Raw genomic sequence first — 12,396 nt, 5'->3', positions numbered from 1 at the left:
GGAACGGCCTGTTTCAATCGAAATCAACGCTTTGGAAGACGGGTGGCCGACTCTTGAGGCGATGAGGCTGAGCCTTAGTATAAGAGGCTTCCGTGTGCTTTACGAGGGCTGTTACATTCTTTCGGCGGTGATCTGCCCCTTCTGCGCCAGCAGCGTGCTGAGAAAGATGCCGTGCGGCGAGCGTCCGACCGGGATGGTGGTGTAATCGCCCGTGTGCGGGTCCAGAACCGCCACGGCTTCGGCGAAGCGCAGGGCGATCCAGATATGCCCCTGAGGGTCGATGGCGATGTCGTCTGGGCCGCCGGGCATCGGGTAGACGCGGATGGGTTTCAGCGTCACCGGATCCAGGGCGGTGAGAGAGGTTTGACCCGGCCCGCGATTGGAGACGTATAGGATATGCTTTTGCTTATCCAGGAAGATGTTGTGCGCGCCGTCGCCGGTTTTTTGGAAACGGGTGACGCCGCCCGTGATGGGGTCCACCTCCACGATGCCGCCTTCGCCCATGATGCAGACCAGCACGCGCCCGTTCAGCCAGAGCACGCCCGCGGGGGTGGTGCCAACGGGCACGCTCCAGCGTTCGGTCATGTTCGTCAGATCGAAGGAGCAAAGCGTGTTCGAATTCTGCATGGAGTTGAAGGACCAGCGTGAGTCCGGAGAGAAATCCAGATGGCTGGGCCATTGGCCGGGCTTGAAGCGCTTGACCAGCTTGAAGCTTGGCCCGTCATACACATCCACGAAATTCAACCGCAATGAATTGACGAGGAAATAACGCTGATCGGGTGTGTAGCCGATTTGATAGGGGTCGGCGATGCGCCGGTGCCCTTGCGGGGCGGCCGTCACCGGGTCGTACATGAACAAGGCGTTGCCCGAGGCATCGGCCACGAGAAGGGTCTTGCGGTCGGGGGTCAGCGCCCAATGGCTGGGCTCGCGGTAGGCGGCTTCCGTGCGGATGACCCGCCGGGTGTCCATGTCGATGATGCTGAGCGACCCGGCCGCGGAGTTCAGGACGAACGCCAGGGGTGGTGTGCCGGCCAAGGCGGGCGGGGCGGCGGCGAGGGCGAGGGGAAGGGCGAGACTGGTGCGGCGGGTGAGCATGTAGCCGGTGTAGACCCGTTTTTGGCGTTTGCGAAGATGGCGCTTGCCCACAGGAAGAATGCCGATCCGGTGGTGGCGATCAAGGTGTTGTCGGTGATGGATTGGATGGCAAACGCGAGGAAAATAAGCCGCGTCAGCCAACGTTGGCGGCGCGGCATGAGGCGCGAACCATGCGTTGCCCATAAAGCCATCAGACAGACCAGTAGCGCCAGCCCCAGAAAGCCGCCCTCGCTGCCGATGCGCAGATATTCGTCATGCGCGGCATTGGTGCCGAGCAATTGGTTGAGTTGGGAGGAAACGGGAATGATGACCTTGCCCGCCCCCACGCCCCAGCCAACCCAGGGGGATTGCCGGATGGCCTCGATGAAATGCGGCCAGACGAGCAGACGGTGAGAGAGATTGACCGCCTCGCCCAGCTTGGTCAGGTCCACGGCCCGTAGAAAGCCGAGAGGACCGGAGGCCAGCACGGCCAAGGCCACCATGGCCCCGGCCGCGGCCAGGGGAAGCAGGCGTTTTTGCATGACCAGCAGCGCGAAAATTGCAAGGCCGCCCAGCACCAGGGGGGAGCGCGCGCCGGTCAGCAGAATGATGAGGAAGTTTCCGGCGGCCAGCCCGGTCACGCGCGGGCTTGGGCGCTCAGCCAGTTCCAGCAGCGCGGCATAGAGCCCGGTCAGCGCGAAGCCACCCAGAAAAGGCGGCTGGCTGTTGCCGCCCAGCCGCAGCGCGCCTTGTTGCAGCGTGTAGAATTGGTCGATCCCGGACAAGGCCAGCAGCGCGGCCAGCGCCACGGCAAAGAAGGGGGCCAGCATGATGGCGTTGACCACGTCGCGCCGCCAGTGAGGACCCTGGCGTAGAAATCCGAACAGGAAAGGGGCCGTGGAGCCGAGCAGGGAGCGCAGCGAGGCGCTCAGGCTCAACCCGGGATGCAGCCCGTGAAGCACGCCCATGCAGAACATGAACAGGAATGCGAAGGATGGATTCCACCGGTCCGTTCGCAGCCCGCCGCGCAGCGCCGCGCTGGCCAGCACCACCAGACCATAGGCTTTGATGAAGCCGGCCGTGGCTTCCGGGTCGCCGGTCAGGCCGTTCAGCCAATAATCGGGGCTGGTGGCCAGCGCCAGAACCCATAGCCAAAGGGCGGCGCGCGGCATGGCCAGCGCCAGGGTAAGGAGACTGACCGCGATCAAGGCAACCAGAAATTGTGCCATGTGGTTTTCTTAAACGGTTTCATCTCGGGGTGCTTGAGGTTTTTGCGCAATACGGCAAAGATATTGTCTATGATATTAAACATTTTTGAGTCGGGAGACGGTCCGCCGCTTGTGTTGTTGCACGGGCTGTTCGGCGCGGCGCGTAATCTGGGCGTGCTCTCTCGCGCATTCTCAGGGACGTTCCATGTGCTGGCGATGGATCTGCGCAATCATGGCGACAGCCCGCACGGCGCCATGGATTACGAGTCGATGGCCGCCGACGTGGCCGAGACGCTGGCGCGCGAGGGGATTGGCCAGATCAGGCTTTGCGGCCATTCCATGGGCGGCAAGACGGCGATGATGCTGGCGCTGAGTCGCCCCGATTTGGTCGAGCGCCTGGCCGTGATGGATGTCGCGCCCGTCGCGTATGATCATGATTATGCCGGTATCGTCGAGGCCATGCGCAATTTGCCCTTGTCCGCTGGCCTGACGCGCGGCGAGGCGGATCAGGCCTTGGCCGCGACGGTAAAGGAGGCCCCCATGCGGGCCTTCCTGTTGAATAATCTGGTACTTGGCGCCGTGCCGCGCTGGCGCGTGGGGCTTGAGGAGATCGCCGCCAGCATGCCCGCGATTCTGAGCTGGGAGGACCCGCCCGGGGGCCGGCCTTATGAGGGGCGTGCCCTGTTTTTATGCGGTGCCGCGTCCGACTATGTGCCGCCCGCGGTGGAGCCCGCGATCATGCGGCGTTTTCCAAATGCTGAAATTCAACGTGTGGCCGGTGCGGCGCATTGGCTGCACGCCGACAAACCAGAGCAAGTGATTACAGCCCTGCAGGAGTTTTTTACCTCATGAGCCAGAGTTTCGATGTTGTCGTTATCGGCGCGGGGATTGTCGGCGCCTCGGTCGCGGCGGAGCTGTCTCCGACCCATCGTGTGGCGCTGCTGGAGGCGGAGGAGCAGGCCGGTTATCATACCACGGGCCGCTCCGCCGCCATCTGGATCCATAATTACGGCCCGCCGGCGGTGAGGCTGCTGACCGGGCTGTCCCGGGAGTTTTTCAAGTCGCCGCCGGGCGATATCGGCACGGACCATCTGGCGATCGACCGGAGCATTCTGTATCTGGCGCCGGAGGATCAGGGCCACCATCTGGACGAGCTGATCGGCCAGGGGCTGGGGATTGAGGAAATTTCCGTGGCCAAGGCCAAGGCGCTTTGCCCCGCCCTCATCGATGGCTACGCCACTCGCGCCGGTCTGGAATCGGACGGGTTCGACATGGATGTGGCCGGATTGCATCAATATTATCTGCGCAAGACGCGCCAGGGCGGCGGAGAGCTCATGCTACGCAACCGGGCCGGGCGCATCGAGCGCCGGAATGGCGCTTGGGAGATTGAAACCTCGACAGGCGCTATCGTTACCGCGCCGATTATCGTCAATGCCGCCGGCGCCTGGGGCGATGAGGTGGCACGGCATGCCGGGCTGGCGCCGATCGGCCTGGTGCCGTGCCGGCGCACCGCCGCGATCATCGACCCGGCGCCGTTTGATGTCGAGCATTGGCCGATGGTTCAATCTGCTTGTCATGATTGGTATGTGCGCGCCGAAGCCCGCACCAAGCTGATGGTCACGCCTTGCGACGAAACGCCGGACGTGCCGCACGACGTGCAGCCGGACGAGCTGGACATCGCCATCGGCATAGACCGGATGCAGCATGCGCTCGACATCGAGGTGAAGCGCGTCGAGCATAGCTGGGCCGGGTTGCGGACCTTCGCGCCGGACCGTTCGCTGGCGTTTGGATATGACAAGGCGGTGGAAGGGTTCTTCTGGGCCGTGGGGCAGGGCGGTTATGGGATCCAGACCGCGCCGGCGGCGGCGGCCCTGATCGCCGCCATGGTCAGGCACGAGGATCCTGGCCCGGCCGCTGGCATCGTGGCCGATATTGACCCGATGCGCTTCCGGTAACACTGGATGGCATGAGACGGGTTGCCCCGCGGATTCGTCTCATGCCGTTCCCCGCTTAATCCGCCTGATTGCCGCGCAGCCATTTCAGGCCGCTGCGCAGCGCCGAAGCTGGGTTGTGCGCCAATTGCCATTTCTGCTTGGCGGTGATCATGTCGTGGGCGGAGTATCCTAAAAGCGACATAACCTCGCTCACGCCGGGGATGGAAAAGGCGGCGGCCATTTCCGCGTCGGGAATTTCGCTCATCCAGGCGCTATCCCGCCAGGGGCCGCTTTTTTTCTGCCGGCTGCGTTTATATTCGATCTCATGCGGCACCATGGTGCGATTGTCCCGCATCTCCCGTTCCTCATAGCGTTTGCCGTCGAATTGACGGTACCGCACGAAGGCGCCGACATTGCCGCCAAGGGCGTGGGTTTCGAATTTAAAATAATTGTCCCGGTCCACCTGGCCCTCAAGCCCCGCGAAACGCAGGATTTTCGCGTAAAAATCATCAGGCGCTTCGATCAGGTCGGCATGGCGCAGGGCGATGAAGGGGATTTGCCGGTGGATGAGCACGCGCAGCGCGTGATTATAGATGTTGCGCCATGCCTCCACCCCCGCCCAGATCGGCGCATCGGTAGCGGCTTGATGGCTGCGGGCGAAGGCCAGGGGGTTGCGCGAGAGCAGGATGGCGCTGGCGCCGCGCAGCCCGTTATCGTGCAGATAGGCCAGCCAGTCGGCATTTTTGGAGCTGTCCAGCACGACGGGTTTGCCGCCGCGCGCCATGAGCTGGCGGTAGACCGAAACCGTTTCCCCGCCGGTGGTGGGTGGGGCGGGCAGATCGTCCCAGACAGGGCAATGGGCGTGTTCATTCAGCCCGCAAAGGGCGCAGCTATCCAGGCTCAGGCAGGCATCGGCTCCGTGATAACGTGAAAACAAGCGCAGCCGGTCGACTTCCCCCGCGTGGAAAATGTGCGGATGGGCGTTTAGCGTATTGCCGATGATCGTGGAGCCGCAAAATGGCGAGCCCACGATGAAGAGATTTTGCACGCCATGGTCCTTTTGGCCGGAATGAGGCGGCGATTAGACCGCCTTGGTCAAGGTATAGAGAGCGTGGAGCTTTTGTGACAAGAGCCGGACAGGCGCGCCCAGCCCCGGTTTTTGGCCCATGGCCGCGCCGGGGCCGGTTTCGCCCATTGACCTCGTGCAGATGTGGAAGAAATACTCTTGCGGATTACGTTTATAAGCATGCTGGCCGCCATGGGGCGCGGGAGGAAAGATTGCGGATTTTGCTGATCGAGGATGATAAACATGCCATCGCCTTCATCACCAAGGGGCTTCGCGAGGCGGGGCATAATGTCATCCATGCCGGTTGCGCGCCAACGGCTGGTCAGCGGGCCGGTGCGGAGCATTTCGATGTCATCATTCTTGATCGCATGTTGCCGGACAATGAAGACGGCCTGGCCTTGCTGGCCAGCTTGCGGGCGCAAAAGATCGATACGCCGGTGCTGATTCTCTCCGGTCTCGCCGAACCGGCCAGCAAGGTCATGGGGTTGCGCGCGGGTGGAGACGATTACCTGGCCAAGCCCTTCGCGTTTTCAGAGCTTCTGGCCAGGGTCGAGGGGTTGGCGCGGCGCGGCCGCCTCACGGCCTGAGGTCAGGCGACGTCTTCCAGGTCCAGCGCATAGCCCGCCGCGCGCACCGTGCGCACGATGTCGATTTCACCAGGTCCGTTGATCGCCTTGCGCAAGCGGCGGATATGCACATCCACCGTGCGTGGCTCGACGTGAATATCGCGCCCCCAAACGGCATTCAGCACATCCTCGCGCGAGAAGACCCGCTTGGGATGGCGCAGGAAGAATTCCAGCAGCCGGAATTCGGTTGGTCCCAGATGCAGGGTGCGCCCGTTGCGCAGCACGCGGTGCGAGGCGGGGTCGAGCGAGATGTCGTGAAAGACGAGCTTGTTCTTTTGCGGCATCGAGCCCGTGCGGCGCAGGAGCGCGCGGATGCGCGCGATCAGCGCCTCGGTCGAGAAGGGCTTGGTGATATAGTCATCGGCACCGGTATCCAGCCCCCGCACGGCATCCTGCTCTTCCGCGCGGGCGGTCAGCATGATGATGGGCAGGGCGCGCGTGGCCGGACGGCGCCGCAACTGGCGGCAAAGCTCGATGCCGGACATGGTCGGCAGCATCCAATCCAGCAGCAGCAGGTCGGGTGGCGCTTCGGTGATGCGGGTCAGCGCCTCGCCGCCATCGCCCGCATCCTCGACACGGAAACCTTGTTTTTCCAAATTATAACGCAGCAGGGTGACCAGCGGCGCTTCATCCTCGACGATGAGGATATAGGGCTTGTTTGATTCGGACATGGTCAGGGGGAGGGCGCGTGGACGTAATTGGCGGTGACATCTCCCTTCGGACGGAAATCCGGCAGGTTCTCGCCCGTGATGGCGTAATAGGTCAGTTCGGCCATGTTGGTCGTATGGTCGCCGATGCGCTCCAGGTTCTTGGCGATGAACATCAGATGCGTGCAGGCTGAGATGTTGCGGGCATCTTCCATCATATAGGTGATCAGCTCGCGGAAGATGGTGTTGTACAGATCGTCCACCATCTGGTCGGCGCGCCAGACGGAAATCGCCTTTTGCGGGTCGGATTCACCAACCGTATCGATGCTCGCCTTCAGATTCTGCTGCACCAGCATGGCCATCTGCCCCAGCCCGGCGAGCGGGAAATTGCCCGCCACCTGGTTGATGACGATGCTGCGCTTGGCGATGTTGGCGGCGTAATCGCCGACGCGTTCCAGGTCGTTGACCACCTTCAGGGCCTGGATGACCTGCCGCAGATCATCCGCCACGGGCTGGCGCAGGGCGAGCAGCCGGACCGCGAATTGCTCGACATTATGCTGCTCGGCGTTGATCCGGGAGTCGTTCTCGATCACCCTGGCGGCCAGTTCCGGGTCGTGGTTCAGCAGGGCGGAGGTTGCGTCGGCCACGGCGCGTTCAACCAGCCCGCCCATATTGGCGATCATGTCGCGGAGCTTCGTGAGCTCGGCTTCGAAGCTGGAGACGATATGTTTCGGTTCGTCAGGCATGGTCTCTGTCTTTCAGTTAAAGCTTAGCGGGCGGTTTAAGGCTCGGATCAAATCGGAGGATCCGTTCCGAGCGCGCGCGCTAGCCGAACCGGCCGGTGATGTATTCCTGCGTCTTGCGTTCGCGCGGGGCGGTGAAGATCTGGCTGGACGGGCCGACTTCCACCAGCTCGCCCAGATAGAAAAACGCCACCTGATCGGCGCAGCGCCCAGCCTGTTGCATGTTGTGGGTCACGATGACGATGCAGAAATCGCGCTTCAGCTCATCGACCAGCTCCTCGATCTTCAGCGTGCTGATCGGGTCGAGCGCGGAGGTGGGCTCGTCCAGCAGCAGCACCTCCGGGCGCACGGCGATGGACCGGGCGATGCACAGCCGTTGCTGCTGGCCGCCCGACAGGCCGATGGCGGAACTATGCAGACGGTCCTTCACCTCTCCCCAGAGGGCGGCGCGGGTCAGCGCCCATTCCACCCGCTCATTGGCGTCCGCCTTGGAGAGTCTTTCATGCAGGCGCACGCCGAAGAGCACGTTATCGTAGATGGATTTGGGGAAGGGGGTGGGTTTCTGGAATACCATGCCCACGCGCCGGCGCAGCTTGTTGAGGTCCATATGCGGGGCGACCAGGTTTTCCCCGCCCATCATCACCTCACCCTCGGCCCGCTGGCCTGGGTAAAGGTCGTACATGCGGTTGAGCACGCGCAGCAAGGTGGATTTGCCGCAGCCGGACGGGCCGATCATCGCGGTTGTTTGCCGGTCTGGAAAGTCGATCGAGACGTTTTTCAGCGCGTGCGTCTCGCCGTAATAGAAATTCAGATTGCGGATGGAAACACGCGGCTCGGCCCCCTGGTCCTGTTGCAGGGCGGCGGGCAGGGCGGCTTCCGGGGACATATCGTGACTCGCTATTTCCATATGCGCTTCCATAGGCGCGTTCCGTGACAGTACGATGACGGTAGCGTGAAGCTTCCGTGACGGAAAGCTTAATCGCCACCTAACCGCCCGTCGGGTTTATCTGCCATGCCGCGCCAGGATCGTTCAACCCCTCGCCATGCCGCCCGGACACGCCGGCTGGCATGGGAAGCTGGCATGGGAACAGGAAAGCTGCGACCGGGTCAGCTCTTCACCACCTTCGGCGGCAGGGCCAGGGCGATGGAAAGCTCCTTCAATCGGTTGGCGGGCACCGGGGCGGGCGCGCCCATCATCAGATCCTCGCCCTGCTGGTTGAGCGGGAAGGCGATGACCTCGCGGATATTCGGCTCGTCGGCCAGCATCATCACGATCCGGTCGATGCCAGGAGCCGAGCCGCCATGCGGCGGGGCGCCGTAGCGGAAGGCGTTCAGCATGCCGCCAAAGCGGGCTTCCACCTCTTCCGGGCCATAGCCCGCGATCTCGAAGGCCTTCAGCATGATGTCCGGCCGGTGGTTGCGGATGGCGCCGGAGGATAATTCGATGCCGTTGCACACGATATCGTACTGGAAGGCCTTGATGGTCAGCGGGTCCTGTGTCTCCAGCGCCTCCATCCCGCCTTGGGGCATGGAGAACGGGTTGTGGGAGAACACGACCTGCTTCAGCTCCTCGTCATACTCGAACATCGGGAAATCGACGATCCAGCAGAATTTGAATTCGCCGTCCTTGACGAGGTTGAGATCGTTGCCGAGCTTGGCGCGCACCGCGCCCGCGAACTTGGCGGCCGCCTCGGGCTTGCCCGCGGCGAAGAACACGGCATCGCCCGCTTTGAGGCCGCAAGCCTCGCGGATGGCTTCGGCGCGGTCCGCGGCCAGGTTCTTGGCGATCGGCCCCTGCGGGCCGGCCTCGTTGAAGGTGATGTAGCCGAGCCCGCCAGCCCCCTCGGCGCGGGCCCATTCATTCAGCTTGTCGAAGAAGGAGCGCGGATGGCCCCCCGCGCCGGGTGCCGGAATGGCGCGCACGATGCCGCCCGCCTCGACGATCTTGGCGAACAGCCCGAAGGACGAGCCACGGAAGGCTTCCGTCACGTCCGAGATGACGATCGGGTTGCGCAGGTCCGGTTTGTCGGAGCCATATTTCAGCATCGATTCATCATAGGCGATCCGCTCGAAGGGCGGTTTGCCGACATCGCGGCCATTGGCGAATTCCTCGAACACACCATGCAGGATCGGCTCGATGGTGTTGAACACGTCCTCCTGCGTGACGAAGCTCATCTCGAAATCGAGCTGGTAGAACTCGCCCGGGGAGCGGTCGGCGCGGGAGGCTTCGTCGCGAAAGCAGGGGGCGATCTGGAAATAACGGTCGAAGCCCGCCACCATCAGCAATTGCTTGAATTGCTGCGGGGCCTGGGGCAGGGCGTAGAACTTGCCCGGATGGTTGCGGGCGGGCACCAGGAAGTCCCGCGCCCCTTCAGGGCTGGAGGCGGTGAGGATCGGGGTCTGGAATTCGGTGAAGCCCGCTTCGATCATCCGGCGGCGGAAGCTGGAGATCACGCCCGAACGCAGCACGATGTTCTTGTGCACCTGCTCGCGGCGCAGATCGAGGAAGCGGTATTTCAGCCGCAATTCGTCGGGATAATTCTCGTTGCCGGCCACCTGCATGGGCAGCACGTCGGCGGGGCCTTCCAGGGTCAGCCCGGCCACGCGCAGCTCGATGTCTCCGGTGGGCAGTTTGGGGTTGGTGGTGCCCTCGGCCCGGGCCACGACCTCACCCGTGACGGTGATCACCGACTCGACGCGAATGGCCTCGGCGGTGGCGAAGGCGGCGGAGCCGGAGGGAAACACGCACTGCGTCAGCCCGTAATGGTCCCGCAGATCGATGAACAGCAGCCCGCCATGGTCGCGCTTGGCGTGCACCCAGCCGGAAAGCCGGGCCGTTTGGCCGATATTCGCCGCCCGAAGCGCGGCGCAATGATGGGTGCGGTAGGCGTGAATCTGTTCCATGGGGCGCGAAAGAGCCCTTGCCCTGCTTCCTGTCAAGCGGGGCCGGGGCTATGGGTGAGGCATGAACGAAGACAAGATTGAATTCATCGCCACCAGCGAGGCCCTGGCCGCTCTTTGCACCCGTCTGGAGGGGGAGGCCTTTGTCACGGTGGACACTGAGTTCATGCGTGAGAAGACCTATTATCCCGAGCTCTGCCTGGTGCAGATCGCCGGTGCGAGGGATGTGGCGGTGGTGGATGCGCTGGCCCCGGGCATGGATCTCGCCCCGCTGGGCAGGCTGCTCGCCAAGCCGGAGGTGGTGAAGGTATTCCATGCCTGCCGCCAGGATGTGGAAATCTTCCTGCTTTTGTTCGATGCCGTGCCCACCCCGCTATTCGACACCCAGGTGGCCGCCATGGTGGCCGGGTTCGGCGACCAGGTGGGGTATGATTCCCTGGTGGCGGCCCTCACCGGCGGGCATATCGACAAGGCGCACCGTTTTTCGGACTGGTCGGCCAGGCCGCTTTCCAAATCCCAGATCAATTATGCCGCCGCCGATGTCACGCATCTGCGTGTTGTGTACGAAAAATTGCAGGCCAAGCTGGCGAAGGACGGGCGGCTGGAATGGGTGAAGGAGGAAATGGCCCTGCTCACCCGACCCGAGACCTACCGGGTCGACCCCGAGCGCGCCTGGGAGCGGTTGAAGATCCGTTCCAACAACCGCCGCCAGCTTGGCCTGGCCAAGGCCATCGCCGCCTGGCGGGAGCGTGAGGCGCAGCGCGTCAACATTCCGCGCGGGCGGCTCTTGAAGGATGAGCAGATCCCGGAAATCGCGTCCTTGGCGCCGGACAATGCCGAGGCGCTGGCCAAGGCGCGGGGCGTTTCCGCCGGGTTCGCCAACGGCAAATCGGGGAGCTCCCTGCTGGCCGCCATCGCCGAGGCCAAGGCCCTGCCCGAGGCCAGCCTGCCCCGGCCCGAACGCCAGCGCGACGCGCCGAAAGCCTCCCCGGCGCTGGTCTCGCTGCTGAAGGTGCTGCTGGCGGCGGCGGCGGAGAAAAACAATGTCGCTCCCCGGCTGGTGGCGGGTGGAGACGATATCGAAGCCCTGGCCCTGGATGAAACCGCGCCCAACCCCGTGCTGGAAGGCTGGCGGCGGGAAATGTTCGGAGAAACGGCCTTGCGGTTGATTCGCGGGCAGATCGCGCTGTCCACCCAGGGCAAGCGGATCAAGATTGTCGAATTGTGAGCCGGCGCGCCGCCTTCGGTGAATTCTGCGCCGCGCGGCCCGCCCCGGCCTGTTATTGAGCCGGAGAATGATTTAGCAAGCGAACTCCGCCTGCAACCAGTTCGAGAACACAAGGGCGGCGGGGCTCAGGCGTTCGAAATGCGGCGCCACCAGCCAATAGGCGCCGCAGGAAATGGCGGTCTCAAAAGGCTGCACCAGTTCGCCCGTGCGCAGCATGTCCTCCACCAGCACATTGTCACCCAGCGCCACGCCGTGCCCGCGCGCGGCGGCATCCAGCGCCAGGGATGTGCCGGCAAAGAGCGGCCCCGGCTGCGGCGGCACATCCGGCAGCCCCGCCGCCACGAACCATTGCTGCCAGTAGCTGCGTTTTTCCTCGTGCAGCAGCGTATGTTCCAATAGCCCCTCCGGGGTGAGCGCCGCCGCGTCGGGCGCCAGCAGCTCAGGCGACAGCACCGGAGACATCACCGCCTTCGTCAGCAGCCTCGCCTGCATGCGTGGCCAGGAACGCGCGGTGCCGCTCCAGCGTATGCCGATCTCCGCTTCCCCCGCGCGGAATTCGATCATCCGTGCCTCGGAGACGATCATGACCTCGATGTCCGGGTAGGTTTCGCGGAAGCGGTTCAGCCGGGGCACCAGCCAGCAGGCGGCGAAGGAGGGTTCGACGCTGATCTGCACCGGCTTGTCCGGCGGCGCGGCGCGGATCTCCTCCAGAACACGGGACATATTGTCGAAACTATCCGTCAGCAGGCCCAGCAGGGCCTGGCCGCGCTCCGTCAGAACCACCTGGCGGTGGCGGCGCAGGAAGAGATCATGCCCCAGCATTTCCTCCAACTCCCTGATCTGCCGGGAGATCGCGGCCTGGGAGACGAAGAGCTCCTGCGCCGCCAGGGTAAAGCTCTGGTGGCGGCCCGCGGCTTCGAAACTGCGCAAGGCGGTGAGGGGCAGGCGTCCGCGCTTCATCACATAACC

12 protein-coding genes are annotated in these 12,396 nt (G+C 63.9%); 4 read left to right on the top strand and 8 right to left on the bottom strand.

The genetic code is table 11. From position 1 onward, the window contains the following. Nucleotides 1–111 precede the first annotated feature (111 nt). Together AB7D48_RS12045 and AB7D48_RS12040 are read right to left on the bottom strand one after the other, a co-directional pair. Nucleotides 112–1,095 (bottom strand): YncE family protein, encoded by a 984-nt coding sequence (locus AB7D48_RS12045; protein WP_427979391.1) that lies wholly within the window; start codon nucleotides 1,093–1,095, stop codon nucleotides 112–114. Next, nucleotides 1,002–2,303 carry an O-antigen ligase family protein gene (locus AB7D48_RS12040; RefSeq protein WP_427979388.1) on the bottom strand — a complete coding sequence of 434 codons (1,302 nt, stop codon included), beginning with the start codon at nucleotides 2,301–2,303 and terminating at the stop codon, nucleotides 1,002–1,004. The genes AB7D48_RS12045 and AB7D48_RS12040 overlap by 94 nt, the downstream gene beginning before the upstream one ends. Nucleotides 2,304–2,372: 69 nt before the next feature. Between AB7D48_RS12040 and AB7D48_RS12035 the strand changes: the two genes are divergently transcribed. Then, nucleotides 2,373–3,134, top strand: coding sequence for an alpha/beta fold hydrolase (locus AB7D48_RS12035; RefSeq protein ID WP_427979386.1), 762 nt, complete (start codon nucleotides 2,373–2,375; stop codon nucleotides 3,132–3,134). Further along, entirely contained in the window at nucleotides 3,131–4,237 is a 1,107-nt protein-coding gene (locus AB7D48_RS12030) for an NAD(P)/FAD-dependent oxidoreductase (protein WP_427979384.1), read from the top strand. The genes AB7D48_RS12035 and AB7D48_RS12030 overlap by 4 nt, the downstream gene beginning before the upstream one ends. Nucleotides 4,238–4,292: 55 nt before the next feature. On the opposite strand, the gene AB7D48_RS12025 is transcribed toward AB7D48_RS12030, so the two are convergent. After that, nucleotides 4,293–5,264: a sulfotransferase gene (locus tag AB7D48_RS12025; protein ID WP_427979382.1), complete on the bottom strand. Its 972-nt coding sequence runs from the start codon at nucleotides 5,262–5,264 to the stop codon at nucleotides 4,293–4,295. A gap of 230 nt (nucleotides 5,265–5,494) precedes the next feature. Between AB7D48_RS12025 and AB7D48_RS12020 the strand changes: the two genes are divergently transcribed. Then, the gene (locus AB7D48_RS12020) at nucleotides 5,495–5,869 is read left to right on the top strand and encodes a response regulator transcription factor (RefSeq protein ID WP_427979379.1); all 375 of its coding nucleotides are present in this window, start codon (nucleotides 5,495–5,497) and stop codon (nucleotides 5,867–5,869) included. Nucleotides 5,870–5,871: 2 nt separating this feature from the next. Here the strand turns inward: AB7D48_RS12020 and phoB are convergent, their stop codons facing one another. From phoB to aspS, 4 genes are all read right to left on the bottom strand, one after another. After that, the gene (phoB, locus tag AB7D48_RS12015) at nucleotides 5,872–6,579 is read right to left on the bottom strand and encodes a phosphate regulon transcriptional regulator PhoB (protein ID WP_427979377.1); all 708 of its coding nucleotides are present in this window, start codon (nucleotides 6,577–6,579) and stop codon (nucleotides 5,872–5,874) included. 2 nt (nucleotides 6,580–6,581) lie between these two features. Further along, a complete protein-coding gene (gene phoU / locus AB7D48_RS12010) occupies nucleotides 6,582–7,301 on the bottom strand; it encodes a phosphate signaling complex protein PhoU (protein WP_427979374.1) in 720 nt (239 codons plus the stop codon). A 79-nt stretch (nucleotides 7,302–7,380) separates the two neighbouring features. Next, entirely contained in the window at nucleotides 7,381–8,184 is an 804-nt protein-coding gene (gene pstB, locus AB7D48_RS12005; RefSeq protein ID WP_427979487.1) for a phosphate ABC transporter ATP-binding protein PstB, read from the bottom strand. Between the two features lie 221 nt (nucleotides 8,185–8,405). Further along, on the bottom strand, nucleotides 8,406–10,193 hold the full coding sequence (gene aspS, locus AB7D48_RS12000; protein ID WP_427979484.1) for an aspartate--tRNA ligase: 1,788 nt from the start codon (nucleotides 10,191–10,193) through the stop codon (nucleotides 8,406–8,408). Nucleotides 10,194–10,263: 70 nt separating this feature from the next. Between aspS and rnd the strand changes: the two genes are divergently transcribed. Next, nucleotides 10,264–11,427, top strand: coding sequence for a ribonuclease D (rnd, locus tag AB7D48_RS11995; protein ID WP_427979371.1), 1,164 nt, complete (start codon nucleotides 10,264–10,266; stop codon nucleotides 11,425–11,427). Between the two features lie 72 nt (nucleotides 11,428–11,499). Here the strand turns inward: rnd and AB7D48_RS11990 are convergent, their stop codons facing one another. Then, nucleotides 11,500–12,387, bottom strand: coding sequence for a LysR substrate-binding domain-containing protein (locus tag AB7D48_RS11990; protein ID WP_427979369.1), 888 nt, complete (start codon nucleotides 12,385–12,387; stop codon nucleotides 11,500–11,502). Between the last annotated feature and the right edge of the window lie 9 nt (nucleotides 12,388–12,396).

The organism is Acidocella sp. (assembly GCF_050253495.1).
In the GTDB taxonomy this organism is placed as follows: domain Bacteria; phylum Pseudomonadota; class Alphaproteobacteria; order Acetobacterales; family Acetobacteraceae; genus Acidocella.
The sequence above is the reverse complement of the archived record's forward strand: the minus strand, read 5'-3'. Positions and strand labels throughout refer to the sequence as shown.